A 25,899-nucleotide genomic window follows, 5' to 3' on the forward strand; every position below is an offset into this window, starting at 1 on the left:
CCGCAGAGCACAGCCTGCTCACCGAAGAGGTCGGTCTCGGTCTCCTCCTTGAAGGTGGTCTCCAGGATGCCCGCACGGCCGGCGCCGATACCGGAAGCATACGCCAGGGCGATGTCCTTGGCCTTGCCGGTGTAGTCCTGCTCCACGCAGATCAGGCTGGGCACACCGTGGCCTTCCACATACTGGCTGCGGACGGTGTGGCCGGGGCCCTTGGGAGCGATCATGATGACGTCCACATTCTTCGGGGGAACGATGGTCTTGAAGTGGATATTGAAACCATGGGCAAATGCCAGGGCCTTGCCTTCGGTCATATAGGGGGCCACCTGGCGGTTGTAGATGTCGGCGCACAGTTCATCGGGCACCAGCATCATGACCACGTCGCCGGCCTTGGCGGCTTCTTCTACTTCCATAACTTTGAAGTTGGGATGAGTCTCGGCAAACTTGGCGGCCTTTTCCCAGTGGCCGGAGCCCTTGCGCAGGCCGACGACCACGTTCACGCCGCTTTCGGCCAGGTTTTCGGAGTGGGCATGGCCCTGAGAGCCAAAGCCGATGACGGCAACGGTCTTGCCGTCCAGCATGCCAAGGTTGCAGTCGGAATCGTAGTACTTGTTGATAGCCATGGTGATAATCTCCTTTTTATATAATCTCTCTATATTCCATATTCCTCTATAGGGGGAACAATGTGTGGGGCTCTCACGCCTGAGAGCAATGGGTGCCGGGCAGCGGCAGCTGGGCTTCGCCCACCTCCTGCACGGGCTTTTGCATGTGCTGGTGCTTGCCGCCCCGTTCCAGGGCGGTGACACCGGTACGGCAAAGTTCCAAAATCTCGTATCCGTCGAACATGGTCAGGAAAGCGTCGATCTTGTCCGGTTTGCCGGTCAGTTCAAAAACCATGCTGTCGGGGGAAAGATCAATGATCTTGGCCTTGTATACACTGGCGATCTCCCGCAGTTCCGCACGGTTCTGGCTGGTGCAGGCCACCTTGAGCAACAGCAGTTCCCGCTGCAGGCTCTTGTCCAGATCCAGTTCAAAAATCTGGCGGGTAACTTCCAGCCGCTCGGTTTGCAGGACCAGCTGGCTGAGAGCCTGTTCATCCCCGTTGAGCGTCACGGTGATGCGGCTGATCTTGGGGTCGTTGGTAGCGGATACCGTCAGGCTGTCAATGTTGAAGCCCCGGCGGCAGAACAGGCTGGCCACCCGTGCCAGAACGCCGTTCTGGTTGTCTACCAGCAGGCTGATAACGTGCCGTTTGTTGGTGTTTTGCTGCATAGATTCCATCCCGTTCACCTCATTCCATGATGATATCGTTGATGTCGCCGCCGCCGGGAATCATGGGCAGCACCTTTTCATCCTTGCCGATGCGGCAGTCGATCCAGGAGGGACCGTCCTGCTTCATAGCGTCCGCAAAGACGGCTTTGAACTCTTCCAGCGTAGTGGCCCGGTACCCCTTGGCGCCAAAGCCCTCGGCCAGTTTGACAAAGTCGGTGTGGCGGTGGGGGTCGGTGTCGGAGTAGCGCTTGCCGTAGAAGGTAGTCTGCCACTGGCGGACCATGCCCAACACCTGGTTATTGAAGATCACCGTGATGATGGGCAGTCCGTAGCTGACTGCCGTGCAGCCTTCGTTGAGGTTCATGTGGAAAGACCCGTCGCCGGTGAGCATGATCACCCGGGCATCCCGGCCCAGGGCCATCTGGGCGCCGATGGCTGCACCGTAGCCGAAGCCCATGGTGCCCAGACCGCCGCTGGTAAGAAAACCGCGGCTCTTGGTATGGTGCAGGTACTGGGCCGCCCACATCTGGTGCTGGCCCACGTCGGTGACATAAACCGCTTCGGGCCCGGCCTGGCGGCAGATCTCGTCAATCAGCTGATGGGGTTTCAGTTCGGTATCGCTGTCCACCGGCTTGTAGTCGTTTTTCTGCCATTCACGAATCTGTTCCATCCAGAGCTTGTGCTCGGTCTTTTGGACGTAAGGCAGAATGGCCTGCAGGATATAGCTGGCGTCGCCGGTCAGCCGCAGATCCACCGCCACATTCTTGCCCAGCTCGCTGGGGTCAATGTCGATCTGAATGATCTTGGCACGCTTGGCGAAGGTTTCGGGGTTGAGTGCCACGCGGTCGCTGAAGCGGGTGCCCACCGCAATGACCAGGTCGGCCTCGTCGATGGCCTTGTTGGCGGCGTAGCAGCCGTGCATACCCAGCAGGCCCAGGTTATGGGGTTCCCCGTAGCTGAGCACGCCTGCGGCCATCAGGGTGTAAGTGGCGGGCATGCCGGTCTTTTCCAGCAGATCCCGCAGGGGCTGGCAGCCCGCCGCGCTGCGCACACCGCCGCCAAAGTAGACGATGGGCCGCTGGGCGGCGTTGATCATCTCTGCCGCTTTCTTCACGTCTTCCTCGTTGTAACGGGTGACGGTACGGATCAGTTCCGGTGCCTTGGGGGTAAATTCACACTCGGCGGCGGTCACATCCTTGGGGATATCCACCAGCACCGGGCCTTTGCGGCCCTGCTGGGCAATGCGGAAAGCGGCCCGCATGGTATCGGCCAGATCTTCTACCCGGCGTACCGTGTAATTGTGTTTGGTAATGGGCATCGTAATGCCTTCGATATAGGCTTCCTGGAAGGAGTCGCGGCCCAGCAGGGTGGTGGCCACGTTGCCCGTAAAGGCGACCAGGGGGACGCTGTCCATATACGCGGTGGCAATACCGGTGACCAGGTTGGTGGCACCGGGGCCGCTGGTGGCCAGCACCACGCCGGTGCGGCCTGTGGCACGGGCATATCCGTCCGCTGCGTGGGAGGCGCCCTGCTCGTGTGCGGTCAGCACCGTGTGAATACGGTCCGAATTTTTATACAATTCGTCGTAGAGGTTGAGAACGGCGCCGCCGGGGTAACCAAACAGGGTATCGACCCCCTGCTCCACCAGGACCTCAACAAAAATCTGCGAACCGTTGAGTTTCATTTGCTTCTTCTCCTTCCTTTCTTCTGCGCCGGCTGCACGGGTGCGCAAACAAGAATAAAAAACAGCCTTTGCCCCTTGAACCCAAGAGACAAAGGCTGTGTAAAGCACTCTGCGGTACCACTCTTATTGGGACGAAACGTCCCCACTCACCGGACTTCCAACAAAGTCCTGCACTGTAACGGGTGCCCCCGTATCCCCTTACTGGCCTTCGGCGTTCAGTGGATCTGCTCCGGGATCAGTTCGCGGTCCGCCTGCCCTGCTGCCTTGCACCGACCGGCAGTTCTCTGTTGGCTGTGTTCGAACCGTTACTAGTTCCCATCCAAGCATTTGCTGAATTTGTGTTAAACTATACCGCACTTGTTCCCGTTTGTCAAGTTTTTTGGGGAAATTCTTGCAACTTTATGCGGTGTTGTTTATACTGAGAGTAGTTTTCTTGGGAAAGGACCGATAATCATGCAACGTATGGAATGGTTGGCGCGCCTGGATGCTTTGGTGGTATTTCGCAACCTGTTGAGCACCCCGCTTCTGCGCGCCCTGCGTGCGGCTCTTGCCGCAGAGGAATGTGATCTGGGCGGCACCGTAGCCGATTTTGAGGCCACGCTGTTTGCCCAGGGGACCAACTGGACCGACATCCTGCTGGATGCGGTGCTGGAGGATGAAAATCTCTGCCTGCGCACGGCCGCGGGCGGCGATGCCGGCCCGGTGCTGGAAGGTGCGCTGGTGAGTGAACTGGATTTTCTGCAGGCATTGGGCCGTGCCGGGTTGGATGACCTGTGCCACGGTGCGCCGGAGTACCTGCCCCGCTGGGAGGTCACCCCCGATGCGGATTTTCACGCCGCTTACGAGGCCCGCCGCGCGGCCGTCGGCCAGAAGGGCTACGGCATTTTTGCCCGCCACCATATGTTTACCCTGGAAGAGGGCCGTCTGGTGCCGGTGCGTTACCCCGATCCCCAGCGGCTGAGCGAACTGCCCGGGTATGAGCGGGAACGGGAAAAGGTCATTGCCAACACCCGCGCGCTGCTGGAAGGCAAGCCCACCAACAACGTACTGCTTTACGGCGACGCGGGCACCGGCAAGTCCAGTACGGTAAAGGCCATTGCCAACGAGTTTGCACCGGACGGTTTGCGGCTGATTGAAGTGAAAAAGAACCAGCTGTATCAGATTCCGGCGCTGATGGATGAACTGGCCAAAAATCCGCTGAAGTTCATCCTCTTCATTGACGATCTGAGCTTTGCCGCCAACGACGACAACTTTGCGGCGCTGAAAGCCATTCTGGAAGGCAGCGTAGGCGGCCGCAGCCACAACGTGGCGGTGTATGCCACCAGCAACCGCCGCCATCTGGTCAAGGAATCCATGTCCGACCGCAGCGGCGACGATCTGCACGCTTCGGACACCCGCCAGGAGCTGATGAGCCTGGCAGCCCGTTTCGGCCTGACGGTGACCTTCCAGCAGCCGGACAAAGAACGGTTCGATACCATCCTGCTGGAACTGGCCCGCCAGTACGGGGTACAGATGCCCAGCGATCAGCTCTTCATCAAGGGGGCGGCCTTCGCGCTGCGGGCAGGCGGCCGCAGTCCCCGGGTGGCCAAGCAGTTCATCGAAATGCTGGCCGGCGGCGTCAAAGTATAAAAGAAATTTTGCAGGCAGGGACTTCGGTCCCTGCTTTTTTATGCCGTTATACCCGCTCGCTGACCAGCTGGAAGCCCGCCTCGGTAAGGCGCTGTTTGATGGTCTCGATCTGGGCGGCGTCCCGGGTTTCCAGCCCCAGTTTGAGGAAGCAGCTGGTAATGGCCATATTGGTATCGGCCCGGTCGTGGTGCACACTGACCACGTTGGCGCCGCAGTTGGAGATGATATCGCTGACCAGCGTCAGCTGGCCGGGTTTATCCTCCAGGGCAATCATCAGGTTGGCTTTGCGGCCGCTCATGACCAGGCCGCGGGTGATCACACGGGAGAGGATGTTCACATCAATGTTGCCGCCCGAAATCAGGCAGACAGTCTTTTTGCCTGCCAGGGGCAGCTTGCCGAACAGCGCGGCTGCCACCGGCGTGGCACCGGCACCTTCCGCCACCAGTTTCTGGTTTTCCATCAGGGAGAGGATGGCCGCGGCAATTTCGTCCTCACTGACGGTGACCACGTCATCCACATACTTTTCCACCATCTGGTAGGTGGTCTCACCGGGCGTCTTGACCGCAATGCCGTCGGCAAAGGTATCTACCCGGTCCAGCGTCTGGTACTGGTGGGCGTGATAGGCCCGCTCCATGCTGGCCGCGCCCGCCGCCTGTACACCGTAAACTTTGACTTCGGGACGCAGGCTCTTGATGGCGAAGGCCACACCGGAGATCAGTCCGCCGCCGCCCACCGGCACAATGACCGCGTCCACATCGGGCAGCTGGTCCAGAATTTCCAGACCGATGGTCCCCTGCCCCGCAATGACCAGTTCGTCATCGTACGGGTGAATGAAAGTCATGCCGGTTTCTTCCTGCAGTTCCACCGCCCGGTCGTGGGCATCGTCGTAGGTGCCTTTGACCAGTTCCACCTCGGCCCCCAGCCGCTTGGTGCTCTCCACCTTCATAATAGGGGCGCCGTCCGGCATGCAGACCACACTTTTGATGCCCATGCGGGTGGCTGCCAGCGCCACGCCCTGGGCATGGTTACCGGCGGAACAGGCAATCACGCCTTTGGCGCGCTCTTCTTCGGTCAGCTGGCTGATTTTATAGTAGGCACCGCGGACCTTGAAACTGCCGGTCACCTGCAGGTTCTCGGTTTTCAGGTACAGTTCGGTATCCGGGCACAGCCGCGGCGCGGCAATCAGATCGGTTTTGCGGGCGATCTGTTTCAGTACAAATTTCGCGTGATAGATCTTGTCCAATGTAAGCATGGACGTTCCCCCCTGTTTTGACAAATAGCACAGCCCGATCCGAACAGGTCGGACCGGGCTTTGGATTGCTTCGCTGCAATCTGTGGCGCTTGTTTGATTATAGTTGAGCATTTCTAATTTGTAAAGTGAAAATATTTCATGTTTAAATTCCTTGTGGCATTACATAAAGTTTATCGCTTGTTTTTGGGCACAATCACGAACGCAGAAAGCTTTTCCGGGGCAACACTGCCAAAAAAGCGGGCGCACAGCCCTTTTGGCCGTACGCCCGCTTGTACTTTTTCTGTTTTGGAAAAGATGTTTTCGCTCAGTCGATGGTGATGGACCAGGCAAAGGTCTTTTCGGCGCCGGGTGCCAGCGTTTCGTGACGCCCCTCCTCATTGACAGAGTTGGCCCAGCCGTTCCAGGGTTCCATGCAGACAAACCGTTCCGCATCCTGCTGCCACAGCACACCATTGCCGAAGCAGGATTCGTCGAAGGAAACCGTCACCGTATGCCCGTTGCCGCTGTCCGTCATCCGCATGGGGCTCTTGACGCCGGTAAGCAGGCGGATGGAATCGGCGCTGCCGGGTTTGCGGGTCAAGGTGATGACCTCCGGTGCCGCAGGCTGTTCTCCCTTGGCATTTTCGGAGCAGGTGGCCGCCTGGATATCAAACTTTACATTGTCAAGATTGCTGGCTGCAAAATAGGGATGGAAGCCCACGCTGAAGGGCATCTCCTTGTCGCCATCGTTGGAAACCGTCAAGGCCAGCGTGGCGGTGTTGCCGGCCAGCGTATACCGCATGGTCAGGCGGAACTCAAAGGGATAAACAAATTTGGTCAGTCCGTTGGGGGTCAGCGTCAGTTCAATGGCATCATCTGCTGCCGTCTTGACCTGCCAGGGCACCAGGTCGGCCAGGCCGTGAATCTCGATGGGGCAGGCCGCATCCCCAAAATGATGTACGCCATCATCCGGTTTGCCGCAGTTGGGGAACAGAATGGGGATACCGCAGCGGGGACGGTCGGTGGATTCAAAGTTCTTGTCCCGCAGCCAGAGATATTCCTCCCCGTCCTTGGTAAAAGAAGTCGCCATACCGCCTTTTTCGGGCGTGACCGTCAGCGCATAAGCGCCATCTTTCAGCGTCAGCGTCCCATAGCGGACACCATACTTTTCGTACGTACCGGTCTGGATGGTAGACATATAAAGCACCTCATTTCAAACGATGGGCCGGGCACGGAACCGCCGGGGGTCATGGCGGATTTTGTGTATTCCACGGCCCCGCTCCCTGTCATTTACAATCCTGTCTTACTGGTTATTGTAAAGAGTTTTGCTTTTGCCGTCAAGGCGGTTTTGCAGGCAAAGAAACGGATTTTGCGCATGGCCGGGACGTTTTTTCGCTTTCCGCATCTTGTACAAGAAAGAGGCCTCTTTTTTGTTGATTATTTTGATTTTCCCGCAATTTTTACAACTTGTTGCTATAGTTGCAATTATGTATAATAGTACCAGAGTATGCGTTTTTTGCGCATGGCTGCGGCGCAAAGTTTGCACTGTACGGTACCGCTGCACCGCACCGTTTTTCCCGTCTACATTCATTAAACGAAGGAGCGTCTTACATGAAAGCTTTTATGGACAAGGACTTTTTGCTGGAGACCCCGACCGCAAAACACCTGTATCACGACTATTCGGCCGATCTGCCCATCCTGGATTACCACTGCCACATTCCCCCGCAGGAAATCTATGAGGATCGCCATTTCGACAACATCGCCCAGGTGTGGCTGGGCGGCCATCAGGTGCTGGCCGACGGCTCCGACGCCTATTTCGGCGACCACTACAAGTGGCGTGTGATGCGCTCCAACGGTGTGCCCGAAGAGTACATCACCGGCGACAAACCGGACCGTGAGCGCTTCCAGAAATTCGCCGAGGCGCTGGAAATGGCCATCGGCAACCCCATGTACACCTGGTGCCACCTGGAACTGAAGAAATACTTCGGCTACGAGGGCGTGCTCAACGGCGAAACCGCCGAGGAAGTCTGGAACCTGTGCAACGAGAAACTGCGCAACGATCCCAAGCTGACCGTGCGCGGCCTGATTGAGCAGAGCAACGTGGAGATGGTCGGCACCACCGACGACCCCATCGACTCTCTGGAATGGCACAAGAAGATCAAGGAAGATCCCTCCATCAAAGTGGTGGTGGCACCTTCCTTCCGCCCTGACAAGGCTACCAACATCCTGAAGCCCGGCTTTGCGGAGTACATCCACAAGCTGGAAAAGGTGGTCGGCCGTGAGTTCAAGTGCGTGGGCTGCGTGATCAGCGCTCTGGAAGAACGGCTGGAGTTCTTTGTGGAGATGGGCTGCCGTGCCGCCGACCAGGGTCTGGACTACGTGCCCTACGTGGAAACCGACGCCGACAAGGCTACCGCCGCCTTCCAAAAGGCTATGGCCGGTGAGCCCCTGACCAAGGAGGAAGGCGACGCCTACACCACCTATGTACTGCTGGCCATGGGCCGCCTGTACAAGAAATACAACGTTGTAATGCAGATCCATTACAGCTGCCTGCGCAACCCCAACGAGAAGATGTTCAAGAAACTGGGCCCCGACAGCGGCTTTGATATGATCGCTGTGACCGACGGCAGCGTTTCTTTGAGCAAGATCCTCTCCAAGCTGACCGAGACCGACGAGTGCCCCCGGATCATTCTGTACAGCCTGAACCCCTCTGACTTTGATATGCTGGGTACCCTGATGGGCTCCTTCCAGGGCGACGACGTACCGGGCAAGATCCAGCTGGGCTCCGCCTGGTGGTTCTGCGATACCAACGATGGTATGTACCAGCAGATGCGCACCCTGGCTCGCCTGGGTCTGCTGGGCAACTTCATCGGCATGCTGACCGACAGCCGCAGCTTCCTGAGCTACACCCGCCACGAGCTGTTCCGCCGCCTGATGTGCAACCTCATCGGCGAGTGGGTCGAAAGCGGCATGTACCCCAACGATGACAAGACTTTGAAGAAGATCGTTGAGGGCATCAGCTACTACAATGCCAAGCGCTACTTCAACCTGTAATTCTCCGCTGCCCTGCTGCGGATAGCCAAGAAGGCCACCCTTCCGGGTGGCCTTCTCTGTTTTTCCGTATGGCGCGCTTACATCTTGTGGTCGGCAAAGATGGGGTCATCCTGCCACAGCACCACATGCCCGGCAGCCCGGGTCTTGTTCATATCAATGATGCGCTGGTTGCTGGAGCCGCGGAAACGCAGCCCGATATCGTATTTGTCCTGGACGAAATCCCCGTCCACCAATACATCGATATACTGCAGCAGTTCATCGGTCACTTCGCAGCGGCCGGGGCCGGGCTGCAGGACTTCGGTTTCGTAATGGTTGCCGGTATAGCACCAAATGGTCTTATGCGGGTATAATACCTTTACATTCTTTATAAAGGGCAGCAATTCACGCTGGTTTTCCGGTTCCAGCGGTTCGCCCCCCAGCAGCGACAATCCATTGATATAATCCGGTTCCAGACTTTCCAGAATCTTATTGCGGACTTCCTTGGTAAACGGCTCGCCATAGGCAAAATCCCACGCCACCGCATTGAAGCAGTTGGGACAATGCCGACGGCAGCCGGACACAAACAGGCTGGTACGTACACCCTCGCCGTTGGCAATGTCGCAGTATTTGATCGTTGCATAATTCATGCCGGACAAGCTCCTCTTTTTGTATTCTGTGCCCCTATATCTTGTGGTGCAGAAAGATTCCACCCCCACGGGCACACACAGTATACCAGCTTTGCCGCCCGCAGGCAAGCCCCCGGGGCAGATTTTAAGTTAAATTTTCATCGTTGCATCGTGCTTTTGTGTAGAACTCCTCAAATTCACCAAAAAAAGCGGGGTATTTTCGTCATTTATTTTTTGGACGATGCCACGACGAAAACGGAATATTTTGTTTTATATTGTTATAAAACCACTATATCTTGTGGTTTTTACTCTTGACTTTTTGCCTCCCCTGCGATAAGATAATTGTGCTCGCCAATGAGCCTTATACATTGCGGAATACAATATATAGATTATACATTTCGTTATAAACCCTGCAGCATCATATATTGAGGAGAACCACCATGAAGATCATCAAGCGCAACGGCAGTGAAGCCGTTTTCGACATCACCAAGATCATTGCGGCGATCACCAAGGCCAACAACGTTGTGCCTGAGAGCCAACGCTTGACGAACCACCAGATCATCGAGATTGCCGACAAGGTACAGACCACCTGCCTGGGCCGCGGCCACGCCATGAACGTGGAAGAGATCCAGGATATTGTGGAAGACGCCATTATGGCCACCGGTGCCTACGAGGTTGCCCGCAAATACATCACCTACCGTTATGTGCAGAACCTCAAGCGCACCCACAACACCACCGACGACCGGATTCTCTCGCTGATCGAATGCAACAACGAAGAGGTCAAGCAGGAAAACTCCAACAAGAACCCCACCGTCAACAGCGTTCAGCGTGACTATATGGCCGGCGAGGTCAGCAAAGACCTGACCATGCGTATGCTGCTGCCCCCGGAGGTCGTGAAGGCCCACGAGGAAGGCATCATTCATTTCCATGACGCCGACTACTACGCCCAGCACATGCACAACTGTGACCTGGTCAACCTGGACGACATGCTGCAGAACGGTACCGTCATCAGCGGTACTCTCATCGAGAAGCCCCATTCCTTCTCCACTGCCTGCAACATTGCCACCCAGATCATCGCTCAGGTAGCTTCCAGCCAGTACGGCGGCCAGAGCATCAGCCTGACCCACCTGGCCCCCTTTGTGGATGTGAGCCGCAAGAAGATCCGCCGCGACGTGGAAGCGGAAATGAAGGAACTGGGTATCGATCCCGGTGAGGAGAAAATCTCCGAGATCGTGGAAGCCCGCCTGCGCGAGGAGATCAAGCGCGGTGTGCAGACCATCCAGTACCAGGTCGTCACCCTGATGACCACCAACGGTCAGGCCCCCTTCATCACGGTGTTCATGTACCTGGGTGAAGCCGGTGACAACCAGCGCCTCAAGTCTGACCTGGCGATCATCATTGAAGAGATGCTGCGCCAGCGTTACCAGGGCGTCAAGAACGAAGCCGGTGTCTGGATCACCCCGGCTTTCCCCAAACTGATCTATGTGCTGGAAGAGGACAACGTCCGCGAAGGCACCCCCTATTTCTACCTGACCAAGCTGGCCGCCAAGTGCACCGCCAAGCGGATGGTTCCCGACTACATCAGCGAAAAGAAGATGCGGGAATACAAACTGTCCAAGGGCGAGACCGAGGGCCATGGCGATGTGTACACCTGCATGGGCTGCCGCAGCTTCCTGACGCCGGACCGTTCCGGCAACGGCTGGGATAACGTGGCCAACGCCAAGAACTACGACGGCAAGCCCAAATACTACGGCCGTTTCAACCAGGGCGTTGTCACCATCAACCTGGTGGATGTGGCCCTGTCCAGCGGCGGCGACTTCGACAAGTTCTGGAAGATCTTCGACGAGCGGCTGGAACTCTGCCACAAGGCCCTGATGTGCCGTCACAACCGTCTGAAGGGCACCCTGAGCGATGCCGCCCCCATCCTGTGGCAGTACGGCGCCCTGGCCCGCCTGAAGAAAGGTGAACCCATCGACAAACTGCTGTACGGCGGTTACTCCACCATCAGCCTGGGTTACGCAGGCCTGTACGAGTGCTGCAAGTATATGACCGGCAAGAGCCACACCGACCCGGCCGCCAAGCCCTTTGCCCTCCACGTCATGCAGCACATGAACGATGCCTGCCAGACCTGGAAGAAACAGCATGACATCGACTTCAGCCTCTACGGCACCCCGCTGGAGTCCACCACCTACAAGTTTGCCAAATGCCTGCAGAAGCGCTTCGGCATTGTGCCCGGCATCACCGACCGCAACTATATCACCAACTCCTACCACGTCCATGTGGCCGAGCAGATCGACGCCTTCACCAAGCTGAAGTTTGAGAGTGATTTCCAGAAGCTCAGCCCGGGCGGCGCCATCAGCTATGTGGAAGTGCCCAACATGCAGGACAATCTGGAAGCGGTCATCAAGGTCATGCAGTTCATCTATGAGAACATCATGTACGCCGAGTTGAATACCAAGAGCGACTACTGCCAGGTTTGCGGTTATGACGGCGAGATCAGCATTGTGGAAGAAGACGGCAAGCTGGTTTGGGAATGCCCCAAGTGCCACAACCGCGACCAGAACAAGCTGAATGTTGCCCGCCGTACCTGCGGCTACATCGGCACCCAGTTCTGGAACCAGGGCCGCACCGCCGAGATCAAGGATCGCGTGCTGCACCTGTAATTTCCGCCTTTCCCTGCTGTTTCCCTTTAATTTTAGTTGCAACAAGATAATTTTAGTCGCAATAAGCGATTTTTTGGGAAATCTCTTCCTTTAATTTTAGTTGCAACAAGCACCAACTCTCCAAAAGAGAACCGCCACCCACTCCGGGTGGCGGTTTTTCCGTTTTCTTCTTTCTATGTCTCATCAAGAATACTCTGCAACATATCTTTGTGCGACTTTCTTTTTGTGCGTCTGTCTTGTGTCGATTTTTTGGCCTTCCCGGTTTGAAGCATGGAAAAGACCTGTTGAATAAAACTACCGCTATCAATTGACGATGCTTCTGTCCCCGAAGCGATATCTTTGCACGCCTTTTCAATCTGCTTTTCATCGTACATAGAACCCACGACCTGCTGGATGCTAGCAATCGTGCGGCGAATCAAGGAGGATATATCGATTTCTGCTGCATTCTGCACGAGATGCTGCATAACTTCCTGCTGCTTGGCCTCACTCAATTCGTGCTCGTACTGTTCCTTGCTGCCGCGCATGATTTTTTCGATTTGCTCCTGCACGCCAGGTTCGCTTGCACGCTCAAGCAGCAATTTCAGGTTTGGATAACGCCGCTTCGAAACCGCAGCAATAAATTCGGGACTGATTGATTTTCGATTGGATTTGAGATATTCGTCCTGTACTGCAATGTACAAAGACACCGCCTGGTCGATAATCCCTTTGGATTCTTCATAAAACGCTTCGACCAATTCTTCCGTAAGGTCAATATGCTCATCGAACCACTGGTAACAAAAAAGCTGGCTCATGACGTAGGAAAAGAATTTTTCATTCCCGCAATAACCCGAAGCATTGATTTCTCGACCGAGCCGGCGCGCAGTCCGCTGCTCTTTGAACATTTTGACGTAGGCTTCCGTCGTGCCGACCGCACAGAAAGCCATCTTCGTTTCGTTTGTGATGACCATCAGTGCTTCAAAGCTGGATTCCTTAGTGGTTTTAAAATCAATGAGCTGAATTTCGTCTAAAATAATAGTTCCAATGGCGAACAGCTCAATCAGCTCGATGACCTTGTTCATTTTGCCGGCCAGCGTCTTTATCCTATCGATTTGCTTTTGATAGATATCGGTATTCAGCGCAAAGTCAATGGCTTTTCCGATGCCAGAATACAAGGCTGAGAAGTTGGAATTGGGCTGACAGGAAATCGTCAAATAGACGATTTGTGAATAGACCTCTCCATCAATATGATGCCGGATGACCTGCGGGTAGCGGCTGACAAGGATTTTGATGGCGCTTGATTTTCCACAACCGGAGAATCCCAGCATATTGAATCCGGTGTTTGCTGCTTCAGAAACGTCACCCACCAATTTGATTCTTTTTACACCGTCCTCATACACTTCGCGCGGCTTTCTAAGACGATAAGAATCGCAAAGGGTGCGGTAAAACTCCATTTCCAATTCCTGCTCAAACGGAAGCGCTACGCGAACGGTGCGAATCTGATTGACCAAAAAGCGACGGTCCAAACGAGAAAGTTGCTTTTCGGCCACATCGTATTGATTTAGGCCATATGTATAATATCGTGCGACTTCACCGATGTCGGTAAGCGGATACGGCAGGGCTTCGATATAAGGGTTGCCAACATCCATGGGCGCTTTTGCTTTATGGTAAATTGCATCTACCACTGACCCGTTTCCGCCCGCAGCATATTCTTGGTCGCTGTATTCGTACCCTTTACTCATTCATCAAACTCCTCCTCATTGAACTCCCTAAGTGCGTCGCTGGCGCTAACAGGAAGAATCGGCCCATTCCCTTTTTTCGGAAGCGATTGTACAGCAGCTGTTTCTATAACCGTTTCCTCTTTAGGGATTATGGGCATTTGCTGTGCGCGAGCCTTTTTCTCGGTTGCACGATTCACCCGCAAATTTTCTGTGGAAGGACTAAGATGCCGCTTTTGTGCTTCGGAAACAATTTTGGCTTGCCGGTCACGAATGGCGATATCCATCTGCAAATTTGTTTCACGTCCTATGGCGTCATCATCCTTTTTCTTGTTGTGCAGTGCATTGTATTCCGACAATGTCATTCCCTCATATTCTTTCATGCCGGTTTTTTTATAATTCAAAGATGCCGTCATCAGCTTTCCTTCTCGGATATAGTATAGATGGCCGATGTTGCGCGGGTCGATGCAGGCGCTTTCTAATTTCTTCTTGCCATGAGTAGACGCCAAGTACATATCACGCAGCAACGCTTCGTCTTGCAAATTGATATAAAACAATCCTTTGAAGGTGATTCCTGCGCGGCCGACAGAGGCTTTGACCGGCAACAGAAGCGAGTGACGGAACATGACTTCATTTGTAATGGGGCGAGGGCTACCGTTCAATGATACGCCATACTTCCAAAGGTCAATCGGGCAGGGCTCTACATTCTGCTGGCGCATATCCTTTGTCAACGGATACTTTTCCATATATTTGCGGTTATGCCCGACAATGTAGGTGAGTAAAACCGCCTCAAACTCCTGGATGTTGAGGGTGGCCTCCTGGTGGTGGTTAGAGTCATATCGCTTTTCAATCAACCCTTTCCCTTCCAACAGTGAATTCTGTGCGGCATGGATTTGGTGAAAAAGCTGCTCGACCTGCCCCTTTAAGGAACCCGTCGCCGGAGAAACCAATTCTTTTGCAACACCCAATTTGCAGCAAATCGTATCCATCGCGTGAGAAATATATTCGGCGCCATAGTCACTGCGAAGACGAAGCGGCAAGATTTTGGACGGCCATTCATTTGCCCCAATTTGAATGCCGAATCGATTGCACAATTCTTGCTTGTCATCCAGAAGATTCAAAAAGCAGTTGGTGATTCCCAGTACGCTGTTGTTGTCAAACGCAACGGAGTAGGCAACAATCATACGGGTATATACGTCTATCATGACATATACGATGGGGCGGCCGACCGTCACAGACGGGTTTTCAACCGATACCAGCGAAAGGTCGATTTCACACTCGTCTACTTCCCACAGGTCGCCCGGCCCCATGACGCCCTGCAAATTGTCAGAGAGTAAAAGCCGTTTGTTATTCCGTTGCTCACGAGCGGACGTTTTTGCTTCGTCCAATTGTTCTTGCGAGATTTTCGCACGAGAGTAGTTCTCAAACTGTACAAGCGTAGGACGTTGGTTTTCTGGCAATATGCATATGCGAATGCCTTCGGAAGTTTCTTCCTTATAAGTATAGTGCCGACGAATCATATCACCATAGGCCGCTTTCTTGCTTGTGACTCTGCCGGATAGGAAATTCCTGGTCGCCTCTTCAAAATGAGCTTTGACTTCGTCCGTAAGCGGAACCCCCTTACCGAGACTGTTTTCTGGAGGGCGGCCAGCTTTCTTTATATGTGAATAGGCCGCTCTTTTCCCCGTCCTCATAGAACGACCGTCGGCAACAGCTATCATATCAAAACCGCTTTGTAAAAATTTTCGAATCGTACGCCACATCGTATTCGGTAAGATATTCAAATCTTTTGCAAGTGCATACAATTCTGGCTTAGGAATTTTACTACATAGATTCTCGTACATTGGGCCATAGTTTTGAACGACAAAGTGAAGAAGTTTCTTTCTTTTTTGGTATTCTATACTTTCGTGCGCCGGCATCCTCTCTTCAGGGCGAAATGCCTTTTCTACTCGGACGCTCCCATCCTGAACCCAAGAAAGCAAGTCGTTGGCAGAATATAATAAAATGTTTAGTTTTTGTATATTCATTTCGCAAAGCGAAAACAAACCGGCCCTGTAACCGATGACTCTGTATTGCGTCTGCTCAATCGTGATAATATCCGTAACACGGATTTCTATTTCAGCCATTTTTTCAATTCTCCTTTGTGTTCATGAAGCAAGTCCCGGAAATTTAGCGGCTTTGTCATATCTACGACTATCAGTTTTCTGGCGATAAGTTTTTTAAGCAGGGAAATCTCATCCGGGAAAAATTCCGCGTCATAAAAGGCAACGACATTGCGGATGTTGTCAGCCATCGTGCGGTTCATTTCGTCTTTTGTGAACAGACGAAACGGTACGCCTTGCTTTTCCCAATACATTTTTTCGATATACGCTTTCTCGATAAGTCGATTTTGAGATTTGAACCCTTCCAAACTGCTTTTCACGGAAATCGCGATTTCTCCATTGGTTTGTGTCACAAGGAAATCTGTCGTCATCACAATCGGGTTCCCTTGGCGGTCTGCCGGATGCTTGATGCCATAGTTTTCCGCAATTTGCATCGTTTGCGCAAGGTCGAGCGGAAACTGCTCCCGGACGTCCAGCGTTTTGTCATTCCACCGGAGCAGATACCAGGCGATTACCTCTCCTTGCGAGAGCAGATGCACCTGGCGGCCGGTTTTCCAGTCAATCGGGTTTGCCGCCGTTCCCCTGGAGCCAAACTCTCCGGTTTGTATCCAAGGCTTATAATCCGCCCCGGTTCCGGTACCCCGGTGCTCCTTGAATTTTCCTTTTTGCGATTTTCTGCGCATGTGTTATCCTCGCTCTTTTAGCCGGTATTGCCCGCGGCCGGTTCTCTCAGCAATTTGCAATTCTGCCATTTTTTGCAGTATCCGCTTGGCGGCATCATACGACCCGCCACTGTATTCCTGCATTTCCCGTATCGTGACGGGGGCCGTTTTTTGTTTCATATAGCGAATGAACATCTGACGCTTTTCCCCGGAAGTAAACTTTGAGCAACGAGGGCAAGTGGGATTCTTGCGAAATTCGTAAATTTCCCGCTGAAACTCGTACCCGCACTTGTGACGGATGGTAAAACTGGAGCCGCTGCCGGAAAATCCACCTACATACTCAAAATCAGGCGCTATTGCCTTAATTTCCGCCCGCAGCGTTTCTTCCGAGCGGAGGAATCTGGGCTTGCACTTTTTGCACCAGGGCCGCAGTAAAAATTTCTTGTATCCAATCGTAAAGGTTTGACCGCAATCCTCATGCAAAATCGTCACCCGCTCTTTTTGGTACTTTACCAATTTAAAATTTCCAAATTGACGGATGGTGTTTTGGATTTCTTGCGGCGTGTGATAGTAACTACAACGGCACCTGCTTCCTCCCAGAAAGTCGAAAGCTCGTATCTCCAACACTTTGCCGCAAGTATGCCGCAGCAGAACTTTCCTCGCCATTCCCTCATAAGGAGAAAGAAGCTCGTACCTGCCCACATGCTCCACATAGTTCTCGAAGCGCTCCGCCTCCGTCATCTTTGCTTGACAGTGGGGGCACTGAAAACCAAGATTGAACCCGTTTGCGTTCATACAAAAATGTGTCCCGCAAACGTGCCGGAATTCTATTATGTTCCCGGTTCCCTGTAAAATCGTATATCCGGCCACAGGCTTCGCGGTTTCATTTGAGCCGACGCCGTCTTTCAATTCTTCTACGCTAACGACCTTCATCAATTCCAGAATCCCGTTTTCGAATCCAATGTACCTGCTTAGATTTGCCCCGCGACGGTTGGCAAAACGCATGAGCTGCTTAATATCACAATCGATATGTGCTTGCCAAAAATCATGTGCATAGCGCGCGTAGGCAACATCTTCCGGGGTTATCGGCATTCCATCCAGGGAGCATCCGTGCTTCCAGCAGGCCCGCACACCGGGCAGATTATGAGCCACCCGAATATATGGCTGCTCCTGCTGGCATTCCGGGCAAACGTTCGCCGTTTTGATAAAGCGATTGATGGAACTCCCCATCGGTACGCCGGATACGGACAGCATAATTTTACTCTGCTGGTAGGCCGTCAAAAAAGGCGCTATCGCCGGATACTCCGTATGATTCACGAGCAAATCATAAAGTGAAAACCCACACTGTTCGCAAAAGTACAGCAAATACTGATTTGTACAACTCAAAGTGTTTTGAATGGCCTTTTCTGCCTTTTGTGGGCACACATAGGCTTTCAAAAAGCGGGTCGGCGAATCAATCCCGTTCTGTGCGGCAAGGCGCACGAACCAGGAAGCCAATAATTCATTTTTATATGGGTGCAGTAAAATCCCCAACATGCCCAAGCACCTCCTCAAGCAAGTCGGCCACGACAACCGCGGGTTGTTTTCATGCCTTAATTATATCATTTATCGGTTTCAATAAAAACAGCAGGCATTAAAAATAAGATGGTTATATTCTAATATAAAAAATAAAGATAAATATACTATTAAATAAATAATGGTTATAGATGACAAGCTCCTTGTTTTGTGTTATACTGTTGTCAGAAGAAAATGACCGTTGGACGTTCTATATGGATATAGGGAGCTGAGCAAAATGTCTCGCAGGGCAAAAGAACCCGTGGCAGACGAGGCCCGCACCAGGCGGCTGGGGTTGCCGGAATTGATGGTGCAGGCAGGTCTTGGCGATGATTCCAGCTATTACGTTTTCCCAAATCCGGGCGCTGTTATCCAATGCCCAAACTGCGGAAGTCTTGCAGTAAAAATCCACACAAGTCGGACCCGCGTGATGCAAGACATCCTGCCACAAGCGCAAGGGGCGGCGCGTTTTGTCGAACTTCACTTCCAGTACAAGAGCTATCTTTGTCCCGATTGCCAAACGGTGTTCACCCCGGCCTATCAATTCGCCGCGCCGAAATCTCGCGTGACCCGCCGCTTCGAGGATTTCCTGCTCCGCGAATCCATAAACCGTTCGCTGGAAAAAGTCAGCGATATAGCAAGGCAGGCGCTTTCGGCACCCGCCATCAAGCTTATGACAGACCGCTGGGTGCAGGACAAGGAATCCACGCAGCCGCCACTGTATACGACGCAAACACTATGTCTGCTTTCGTATGAACGACCACAGGCGCTCGCTTTGCTGGTACTGGCGGTCGAAGGCGGCCAGGTCTACTTGACCGATGTTCTGCCGGACGCCGGCACAGACGCCATCCGCACGTACTTACGCCGGTGCGAACTGCCGGCTATCCATCAGGTGCTCCTCGACATGACGGAAACCGTGTGGGAAACTGTCTCAGAAACGCTGCCGCGCGCGGCATTTTTGGTGGACCCTGGATTCTTTTACACACTGGTACGGGAACAGCTCCGCGCCACGGCCGGGGAAAAGATGCGTTGGCTGCCCATGCCGGACAAGATGGAGGTCATCTTGACGCCGCGCAAAAAAATCCTGGCGAGCCAGCAATATACGCTGCAAAAAGCCCTGGCCCGCCGCAGAGAACTGGTCAACCTGTATGACGCGATGGACAGCCTGTATGAGATACTGACGACTAACTGGTCAGAACAACGCTTGCGAGACTGGGCCGACACCATCTGCACAAGCGGCCCGGCCGAGGTGGCGCCCATCGCCCGGCGGATGCTGGATAGTATGCCGAACATCTGCCTGTATGAGAAAGCCGGGTTCCCGGCCATGAAGTTCAGCAGTATTGGCGAGCAGATGGCATCCCTTGCCGCCTCGCTGCGGCCGTGCTCGTTCACACTGGAAAAAGCGCGGCTGCTCTATTTGAACACGCCGGATACGATACAGGTCGAAGGCCGGCCCGCACGCCGCCTTGGCGTACCCATCGAGAAAGTTTTTATAACGCTGAGAGGACTAAAACAAGAACAGGAAAGGATTTTTGAACCGTGACCCAGAGCAATGCAAAAATCGCCGAAGTCGGCAAAAACGCCCGCGAAAAAGAATCCCTGATTTGGAACATCGCCAACAGCCTGTATGGCGCTTTCAAGCCGCACGAATACGGCCTGGTCATTCTGCCGATGGCCATCATCAAGCGTTTTCACGACTGCCTGCTGCCCACGCTGGACGCTGTGTGGGAGCAGGATGAAAAGCTGAAGACCATGCCGGCCGAGTTGAAGGCGGGCTTTTTGAAGCGCGCTTCCGGCTATGAATTTTACAACACCAGCCACTACACGTTTGCCAACCTCCAGTCTGACCCCGAAAACATCGCGGATAACTTCCGCGATTACCTCAACGGCTTTTCGGAAAACGTGCAGGACATCCTGAGCCGCATGAACTTTGACGCCGCCGTGAGCCGCATGGTCGAGGCGGGGGCGCTGTACCAGGTCATCGTGGATTTTGGCTCCGACAAAGCCGACATGAGCCCCGACAAAGTCTCCACAGTAGATATGGGCTATATTTTTGAAAACCTTGTGCAGCGGTTCTCGGAATCGTATGACGAGGAAGCCGGCGCCCACTTTACCAGCCGCGACATCATCTACCTGATGTGCGACCTGCTGACAACCGGCGAGACGCTGACGCCCGAAGAGCAGCGCAACGGCATCCGCCGCACCGTGTACGATATGGCAATGGGCACCAGCCAGATGCTGACCTGCATGGAAGAACGGCTGAAAATGCTGGACGAAAACGCCGACGTCAGCACCTTTGGGCAGGAAATCAACCCCTTTACCTACGGTATCGCCAAGGCGGATATGCTGATTCACGGCGGCGACCCGGACAATATGCAGTTTGGCGATACCCTGTCTGATGATAAGTTCCCCGGTTATCAGTTCGACTTCGTCATCTCCAACCCGCCGTTCGGCATCGACTGGAAGCGGGAAGCCCCCGCCGTGGAAGCCGAAAACAAGCGCGGTGATGCGGGCCGCTTTGGCCCCGGCCTGCCCAGCAAGAGCGACGGCCAGATGCTGTTCCTGCTCAACGGCGTGAAAAAGCTGAAGGACACCGGCCGTATGGCCATCATCCAGAATGGCTCCAGCCTGTTCACCGGCGACGCCGGCTCCGGCCAGAGCAAAATCCGCCAGTATTTGATTGAGAACGACTGGCTGGACGCCATCGTCCAACTGCCCAACAACAGTTTTTACAACACCGGCATTGCGACCTATGTTTGGATTATCACCAAAAACAAGCCGCAGGAGCACATTGGCAAAGTGCAGCTGATTGACGCCAGCGGGTGCTACGAACCCCGCCGCAAGCCCATCGGCAACAAGCGCGCGGACATTACCGACGCCTGCCGCGAACTGATTGTGCGCGCGTATGGCGAGTACCGCAGCGAAACGTATACGGTACAGACGCCGGAAGGCCAGCGTCTTATCTGCAAAAGCAAGGTGCTGGACAGCGTGACCTTTGGCTATAACAAGGTCGTGGTCGAGAGCCCGCTGTACAACAGCGATGGCAGCAAGGTGCTCAAGCGCGGCAAGCCGGTGGCCGACACCGCCAAGCGTGATACAGAAAACATCCCGCTGGAAAAAGACATCGACGAGTATATGCGTGAGGAAGTTCTGCCCTACAACCCGGATGCCTGGGTGGACAGCGGCAAGACCAAGGTGGGCTATGAAATTCCTTTTACTCGTGTATTTTATGAGTACAAGCCTATTGAGCCGGCCGATGATATTGCCCGCCGCATTGTGGCCCGTGAACACAGCCTGACGCAGAAGCTGCGGGACCTGTTTGAGGAGGATGAGTGACTGGGCGCAGATTTTCCACACATCGTGTGGAAAATCTGCGGCAAGGCCGCTTTGAGAAAAACGAGAACGAGGTTTAAGAATGACAAACGAAACACAAAAGGCCCCGCGCCGCTACGAGAAAATGCGGGACAGCGGGGTGGAATGGATTGGGATGGTGCCGAGCCACTGGGAAATTGTTCGCGCCAGGGCCCATTTTAGGCAAACAAACGAGCGCGGAAATCAAACGCCCATTTTATTAGCTGCGTCTCAAAAATTTGGAGTTTGCCCGCAAGACCAATTAGAGGGTGTTGTAAAAGTTTCTGCGGGTACAGACCTGCAACAATTTAAAACTGTACACCGCAATGACTTCATTATTAGCCTAAGAAGCTTTCAAGGTGGTTTCGAATTATCGCCCTTTGAAGGCGTGTGTTCTCCTGCATACCAAGTGTTTCGCGCAGATGATGCGTATGATGTCAAATACCTTCGTTTTTTGTTCAAAGATGAGCGCTTTATTGACCATATAAACTCACTAACTGTAGGAATCCGAGATGGGAAAAATATCAAATACTCCGATTTTTCAAACTCTCTGATTATACTACCACCTCTTAATGAGCAAAGAGCAATCGCTAAATCTCTAAGTCAAGTAAGTGCAAAAATCGATACCCTTATTGACGAGGTTAAAGCCGGCATTGAGGAGTACACAGCCTGGAAAGCCAGCATCATCTACGAAGCCGTCACCAAGGGCCTTGACCCTACCGCCGAAATGAAAGACAGCGGCGTGAAATGGATTAGGGAAATGCCTGGACATTGGGAACGAACAAAAATTTCCAATTGTTTCACTGTTATAGGCAGCGGAACTACTCCGCAATCCTCTGATGCGGCATATTATGGGGGGAATATCTCTTGGCTACAATCAGGAGACCTTAACGGGGGAATTGTATCAGAAACAGCAAAAACGCTCACTCAGGCAGCCCTGAATCAATATTCCGCACTGCGTATATATAAAGCACCATATATTGCCATAGCTATGTATGGCGCTTCCATTGCAAATGCCAGCATTATAGAGTTGGATTCTTGCACGAATCAAGCATGCTGTGTATTGTCGACCCCTAAAAAGGATTTTGATTTAGAATATGTTTTCTATGCAATTCTGTCAGCAAAAAACGAATTGCTTATTTCTGCAAGGGGCGGCACGCAACCCAATATTAGCCAAGATATCATTAAGCGCTTACTTTTGCCAATTCCCCCTCTGCCAGAGCAAAAAAGTATTGTCCGCAAACTAAATCAATTAACACGGTCTATTGATAATCTTATCAAGGAAAAGCTATACCTAATCGGCGACCTCGAATCCTACAAAAAATCTCTTATCTATGAAGTTGTGACCGGCAAACGGAGAGTCTGTTGACAGAAAGGTGTGTCATGACAGGAAAATTCTTGACACTTTTAAATCTTTTGCTGTCAAGATTTGATTTTTGATGTTTAGAATTTTATATGCGAGGAGATATGATGTGTACCAATCCCAATAATTCCAGTACCAGCGATGCAAGTGCCGAGAAAAGCTCTGCTGATAAAGTGATTGTTGTAGCGACGTCGAAAAAGCATCCCATCACAATTGCGGGACGCCAATACATAGCGGATATTTACGTATCCGAACAAGATTTGGCAAGAATATGTAAAATAGATGCTGCATCATCCCCGCAAGAGTGTAGAATTCTCCTGGCTGATATTATACGAGAGAAACTGCAATGTAGTGAGGCTGAACGACCCGCGTCACAAATAATATCCAGCCAAACGGATGAATTCTTTGCCGAGTTCATTGCGCTTTTTCTTGAAGAAGATGAAGAATTAAAGAGCCTGTATAATCAGCAGCAGGAAGAACCAGATATTTGTAAACGGTTTTGCATTTCTTATCATAAATCTTGGAACCAGCGCATGGCGCACTTATCTGAACGGCTCACCGAGATATTGCGTCCAGTGCTTGAACAATCCCAGCAGATGAAAGGAATCATAACGGAAACAGTAAATTCCCTTCTTGAAAAGCAACAGGCATTTCTCCAATCACTGGCTTCCTTAAAAGATTATTATAGTCGGCTCTTTGCCCAATTACCAAAGATAAAGATACCGCAGCTATCTGAGGAAGAACGTGAACTTAGAAAGCGTGCCGTCTGCAAATGGGGAACGTTTGGTTGGACCTTTCCGCCGTGGGAAAGTTTAAACTTCTTTGACAATCCCCCTGGCACATTGGATGCTGCGGACAAACAAATGTTACCCTACGGCAAAACAGCAGTAATGGAAACCCTATGGGCAGAAACAAAGAAAGAATTCAAATGCAAAAAAAGTGACTATAACTCTGCAATTATTCTCTTTAAAGAAAAGCAATATACAGCCTGTTCCTTGCTTTTATTCTCTTTGATTGACGGGGTGCTTATCCGCTTTCAAACTAACGCCAAACAGAAAAAGCAAGTTGGCAACGGAGCAATTCAATTCTTTCATATAAAGGTACGCAAAAGGCCAAATTTTGAGCACACATTTTTTATGTATTTTAACTTTTTTAATGTGTTTTCTTGCCTAAACGAAATGTACAAAGTTGACGAGGATTTCAAAGGTACTCCTAAAATCGTGAATCGGAACTATGTGGCACATGGAATGAGCAAACGAAATGTAAGAAAAAGGGATTGCGTCAAGCTCTTCTACTTATACTACAACCTTTTATTGCTTGTATAACTGTTGCGAGGTTAACTACTATGTCCATCCCCCTCTACCACGGCAGCAACACCACCGTTGAATTTCCCGAAGTGCGCCGGACCCGGTACACCAAGGATTTTTCCTGGGGCTTCTACTGCACCAACAACTATGACCAGGCCCGCAAGTGGGCCAACCGCAATCCGCACGGCGTCGTCAACGTCTACACCTACACGCCAGACCCCGCCCTGCGCGTGCTGAAATTCGACGGCATGAGCGACGAATGGCTGGACTTTATCGGCCGCTGCCGCGCCGGGTTTGTCCATGACTACGACATCGTCGAAGGCCCGATGGCGGACGATACCATCTGGAACTACGTCAACGACTTTTTGTCGGGCAACATCAGCCGCCAGGCGTTTTGGGAGCTGGCCCGCTTCAAACACCCCACCCATCAAATCAGCTTCCACACCATCCGGGCGTTGGCCTGCCTGGAATTTGAAAGGAGTGAACCTCTCCATGACCGCTAAGCGAAAAGACGACGTCTACTACGTTTGCAGCCTTATCGAGTTCATCGCCCGTCAGACCAAAAACCATCGCGGAACGGTGGCCTCTGCCATCGGGCATAACGGCATCGACCGCCTGTTGGCCCACGCCGAGGTCAACCACTGCCTGCCTTTTGAGCAGGTGTCCGACGAGGTGGTGGCGGAGTACGGCATCCCCACCGGCGACTTTGACACCGTGAAGGATTGCCGCTACACGGTGCCGGGCTATCTGGACATCGGGCGGGTGTACCAGACGCTGGTACTGGACACCATGCAGGACGATGCGGCGCAGGCCATTCTGGATGTGTTTACATCCTTCCTCAGCGATGAGATTTCCAACTTCAATTCCAGCGTGTATTACAGCAACCCGGATTACCTGCGCTGCTCCTACCTGGAAGGCAAACTGTTGGCGTAAAGGAGTACCCCTATGCCCGATAACGAAAAACAATTTGAATCTGACATTGAATCCTTTCTGATTTCCCAGGCCGGCGGCTGGCAGAAGGCCACCGACGCCGGCTACCGCAGCGAAATCAGCAAAGGCATGGCGCTGGACCTGGAAACTTTGCTGCAATTTGTGCAGAGCACCCAGCCCATCACCTGGCAGCGGTTTGTGCGCCAGTGCAAGGTGGAACCGCAGCGCAAATTTTATAAAGCATTTCAGGATGCGGTGGACGCCGACGGCCTGATTGCGGTGCTGCGCCACGGGTTCCGGTATCGCGGCATGGAGTTCCGCGTCTGCTATTTCAAGCCGGAATCCACCCTGAACGCCACCGCCAACCGCAACTACCGGCAGAACATCTGCCAGTGCATTCGCCAGTGGCATTACACCCACGATAACAACAACAGCGTGGATATGATGCTGGCGGTCAACGGCATCCCGGTGGTGGCACTGGAGCTGAAAAACCAGTTGACCGGCCAGAGCATCGACGACGCCAAAATGCAGTGGATGAACAGCCGCGACCCGCGCGAAGATTGCTTCCGCCTGAACCGCCGTGTGCTGGCATTTTTTGCCGTCGACCTGTACAACGCCGCCATGACCACCGAGTTGAACGGCGAAAAAACTTATTTTCTGCCGTTTGACCAGGGCAGCAACGGCCCAGGCCAGGACGGCGGCGCCGGCAACCCCGCCACCGAGGACGGCGACTATGTGACCTCGTACCTGTGGAAAGAGGTTCTGCAAAAGGACAAGCTGCTGGATATTTTGCAGAAGTTC

The 25,899-nt window shown here is 53.1% G+C and carries 20 protein-coding genes and 1 other annotated feature; of the genes, 10 read left to right on the forward strand and 10 right to left on the reverse strand.

Translation table 11 applies throughout. From position 1 onward, the window contains the following. From ilvC to ilvB, 3 genes are all read right to left on the reverse strand, one after another. On the reverse strand, positions 1–620 hold a 620-nt coding region (ilvC, locus tag H6B10_RS02410; protein ID WP_204649325.1), incomplete at its 3' end, for a ketol-acid reductoisomerase. 73 nt (positions 621–693) lie between these two features. Beyond that, positions 694–1,278, reverse strand: coding sequence for an acetolactate synthase small subunit (ilvN, locus tag H6B10_RS02415; RefSeq protein WP_204649326.1), 585 nt, complete (start codon positions 1,276–1,278; stop codon positions 694–696). Between the two features lie 10 nt (positions 1,279–1,288). After that, the gene (gene ilvB, locus H6B10_RS02420; RefSeq protein WP_204649327.1) at positions 1,289–2,953 is read right to left on the reverse strand and encodes a biosynthetic-type acetolactate synthase large subunit; all 1,665 of its coding nucleotides are present in this window, start codon (positions 2,951–2,953) and stop codon (positions 1,289–1,291) included. Between the two features lie 81 nt (positions 2,954–3,034). Further along, positions 3,035–3,284, reverse strand: a binding site (T-box leader). A 122-nt stretch (positions 3,285–3,406) separates the two neighbouring features. On the opposite strand from ilvB, the gene H6B10_RS02425 reads away from it, so the two are divergent. After that, complete coding sequence (locus H6B10_RS02425) at positions 3,407–4,582, forward strand: ATP-binding protein (protein WP_204649328.1); 1,176 nt, start codon at positions 3,407–3,409, stop codon at positions 4,580–4,582. Between the two features lie 46 nt (positions 4,583–4,628). Here H6B10_RS02425 and ilvA read toward each other — a convergent pair whose 3' ends face one another. Continuing rightward, complete coding sequence (ilvA, locus tag H6B10_RS02430; RefSeq protein WP_204649330.1) at positions 4,629–5,834, reverse strand: threonine ammonia-lyase; 1,206 nt, start codon at positions 5,832–5,834, stop codon at positions 4,629–4,631. A gap of 304 nt (positions 5,835–6,138) precedes the next feature. Beyond that, entirely contained in the window at positions 6,139–7,011 is an 873-nt protein-coding gene (locus tag H6B10_RS02435) for an aldose epimerase (RefSeq protein WP_204649332.1), read from the reverse strand. Positions 7,012–7,424: 413 nt separating this feature from the next. Between H6B10_RS02435 and uxaC the strand changes: the two genes are divergently transcribed. Beyond that, positions 7,425–8,867, forward strand: a complete 1,443-nt coding sequence (gene uxaC, locus H6B10_RS02440) for a glucuronate isomerase (protein WP_204649334.1) — start codon at positions 7,425–7,427, stop codon at positions 8,865–8,867. 77 nt (positions 8,868–8,944) lie between these two features. Here uxaC and nrdG read toward each other — a convergent pair whose 3' ends face one another. After that, on the reverse strand, positions 8,945–9,493 hold the full coding sequence (gene nrdG / locus H6B10_RS02445) for an anaerobic ribonucleoside-triphosphate reductase activating protein (RefSeq protein ID WP_204649335.1): 549 nt from the start codon (positions 9,491–9,493) through the stop codon (positions 8,945–8,947). Positions 9,494–9,912: 419 nt separating this feature from the next. Between nrdG and nrdD the strand changes: the two genes are divergently transcribed. Next, on the forward strand, positions 9,913–12,135 hold the full coding sequence (gene nrdD, locus H6B10_RS02450) for an anaerobic ribonucleoside-triphosphate reductase (protein WP_204649336.1): 2,223 nt from the start codon (positions 9,913–9,915) through the stop codon (positions 12,133–12,135). Positions 12,136–12,308: 173 nt separating this feature from the next. On the opposite strand, the gene H6B10_RS02455 is transcribed toward nrdD, so the two are convergent. The 4 genes from H6B10_RS02455 to H6B10_RS02470 are packed head-to-tail and all read right to left on the reverse strand — an operon-like array spanning position 12,309 to position 18,129. Next, positions 12,309–13,853, reverse strand: coding sequence for an AAA family ATPase (locus tag H6B10_RS02455; protein ID WP_204649337.1), 1,545 nt, complete (start codon positions 13,851–13,853; stop codon positions 12,309–12,311). Next, positions 13,850–15,955 carry an integrase catalytic domain-containing protein gene (locus H6B10_RS02460; RefSeq protein ID WP_204649338.1) on the reverse strand — a complete coding sequence of 702 codons (2,106 nt, stop codon included), beginning with the start codon at positions 15,953–15,955 and terminating at the stop codon, positions 13,850–13,852. Before H6B10_RS02460 ends, H6B10_RS02455 begins: the two co-directional genes overlap by 4 nt. Then, positions 15,943–16,614: a TnsA endonuclease N-terminal domain-containing protein gene (locus H6B10_RS02465; RefSeq protein WP_204649339.1), complete on the reverse strand. Its 672-nt coding sequence runs from the start codon at positions 16,612–16,614 to the stop codon at positions 15,943–15,945. Before H6B10_RS02465 ends, H6B10_RS02460 begins: the two co-directional genes overlap by 13 nt. Positions 16,615–16,617: 3 nt before the next feature. Continuing rightward, positions 16,618–18,129, reverse strand: coding sequence for a TniQ family protein (locus H6B10_RS02470; protein WP_204649340.1), 1,512 nt, complete (start codon positions 18,127–18,129; stop codon positions 16,618–16,620). A 313-nt stretch (positions 18,130–18,442) separates the two neighbouring features. Here H6B10_RS02470 and H6B10_RS02475 point away from each other — a divergent pair, with 313 nt between their 5' ends. The 7 genes from H6B10_RS02475 to H6B10_RS02505 all read left to right on the forward strand — a co-directional run. Further along, a complete protein-coding gene (locus tag H6B10_RS02475; RefSeq protein WP_204649341.1) occupies positions 18,443–19,690 on the forward strand; it encodes a transposase in 1,248 nt (415 codons plus the stop codon). Continuing rightward, positions 19,687–21,483, forward strand: coding sequence for a type I restriction-modification system subunit M (locus H6B10_RS02480; RefSeq protein ID WP_204649343.1), 1,797 nt, complete (start codon positions 19,687–19,689; stop codon positions 21,481–21,483). The genes H6B10_RS02475 and H6B10_RS02480 overlap by 4 nt, the downstream gene beginning before the upstream one ends. A 79-nt stretch (positions 21,484–21,562) precedes the next feature. After that, positions 21,563–22,867, forward strand: a complete 1,305-nt coding sequence (locus H6B10_RS02485; RefSeq protein WP_204649345.1) for a restriction endonuclease subunit S — start codon at positions 21,563–21,565, stop codon at positions 22,865–22,867. 98 nt (positions 22,868–22,965) lie between these two features. Next, on the forward strand, positions 22,966–24,186 hold the full coding sequence (locus H6B10_RS02490) for a hypothetical protein (protein ID WP_204649347.1): 1,221 nt from the start codon (positions 22,966–22,968) through the stop codon (positions 24,184–24,186). 20 nt (positions 24,187–24,206) lie between these two features. Beyond that, positions 24,207–24,671, forward strand: coding sequence for a DUF3990 domain-containing protein (locus H6B10_RS02495; protein WP_204649349.1), 465 nt, complete (start codon positions 24,207–24,209; stop codon positions 24,669–24,671). Then, a complete protein-coding gene (locus H6B10_RS02500) occupies positions 24,661–25,101 on the forward strand; it encodes a hypothetical protein (RefSeq protein WP_204649350.1) in 441 nt (146 codons plus the stop codon). Before H6B10_RS02495 ends, H6B10_RS02500 begins: the two co-directional genes overlap by 11 nt. A gap of 12 nt (positions 25,102–25,113) precedes the next feature. Continuing rightward, a partial coding sequence (locus tag H6B10_RS02505; RefSeq protein ID WP_243427220.1) for a type I restriction endonuclease occupies positions 25,114–25,899 on the forward strand: 786 nt, incomplete at its 3' end.

This window comes from Gemmiger formicilis (assembly GCF_016901605.1).
GTDB lineage: Bacteria > Bacillota > Clostridia > Oscillospirales > Ruminococcaceae > Gemmiger > Gemmiger formicilis_B.

Excerpts from the sequence above, each read along its gene's own strand:
- ilvN (WP_204649326.1), bottom strand. The coding sequence starts at position 1,278 with ATGGAATCTATGCAGCAAAACACCAACAAACGGCACGTTATCAGCCTG.
- ilvB (WP_204649327.1), bottom strand. The coding sequence starts at position 2,953 with ATGAAACTCAACGGTTCGCAGATTTTTGTTGAGGTCCTGGTGGAGCAG.
- H6B10_RS02425 (WP_204649328.1), top strand. The coding sequence starts at position 3,407 with ATGCAACGTATGGAATGGTTGGCGCGCCTGGATGCTTTGGTGGTATTT.
- ilvA (WP_204649330.1), bottom strand. The coding sequence starts at position 5,834 with ATGCTTACATTGGACAAGATCTATCACGCGAAATTTGTACTGAAACAG.
- H6B10_RS02435 (WP_204649332.1), bottom strand. The coding sequence starts at position 7,011 with ATGTCTACCATCCAGACCGGTACGTACGAAAAGTATGGTGTCCGCTAT.
- uxaC (WP_204649334.1), top strand. The coding sequence starts at position 7,425 with ATGAAAGCTTTTATGGACAAGGACTTTTTGCTGGAGACCCCGACCGCA.
- nrdG (WP_204649335.1), bottom strand. The coding sequence starts at position 9,493 with ATGAATTATGCAACGATCAAATACTGCGACATTGCCAACGGCGAGGGT.
- nrdD (WP_204649336.1), top strand. The coding sequence starts at position 9,913 with ATGAAGATCATCAAGCGCAACGGCAGTGAAGCCGTTTTCGACATCACC.
- H6B10_RS02455 (WP_204649337.1), bottom strand. The coding sequence starts at position 13,853 with ATGAGTAAAGGGTACGAATACAGCGACCAAGAATATGCTGCGGGCGGA.
- H6B10_RS02460 (WP_204649338.1), bottom strand. The coding sequence starts at position 15,955 with ATGGCTGAAATAGAAATCCGTGTTACGGATATTATCACGATTGAGCAG.
- H6B10_RS02465 (WP_204649339.1), bottom strand. The coding sequence starts at position 16,614 with ATGCGCAGAAAATCGCAAAAAGGAAAATTCAAGGAGCACCGGGGTACC.
- H6B10_RS02470 (WP_204649340.1), bottom strand. The coding sequence starts at position 18,129 with ATGTTGGGGATTTTACTGCACCCATATAAAAATGAATTATTGGCTTCC.
- H6B10_RS02485 (WP_204649345.1), top strand. The coding sequence starts at position 21,563 with ATGACAAACGAAACACAAAAGGCCCCGCGCCGCTACGAGAAAATGCGG.
- H6B10_RS02490 (WP_204649347.1), top strand. The coding sequence starts at position 22,966 with ATGATGTGTACCAATCCCAATAATTCCAGTACCAGCGATGCAAGTGCC.
- H6B10_RS02495 (WP_204649349.1), top strand. The coding sequence starts at position 24,207 with ATGTCCATCCCCCTCTACCACGGCAGCAACACCACCGTTGAATTTCCC.
- H6B10_RS02500 (WP_204649350.1), top strand. The coding sequence starts at position 24,661 with ATGACCGCTAAGCGAAAAGACGACGTCTACTACGTTTGCAGCCTTATC.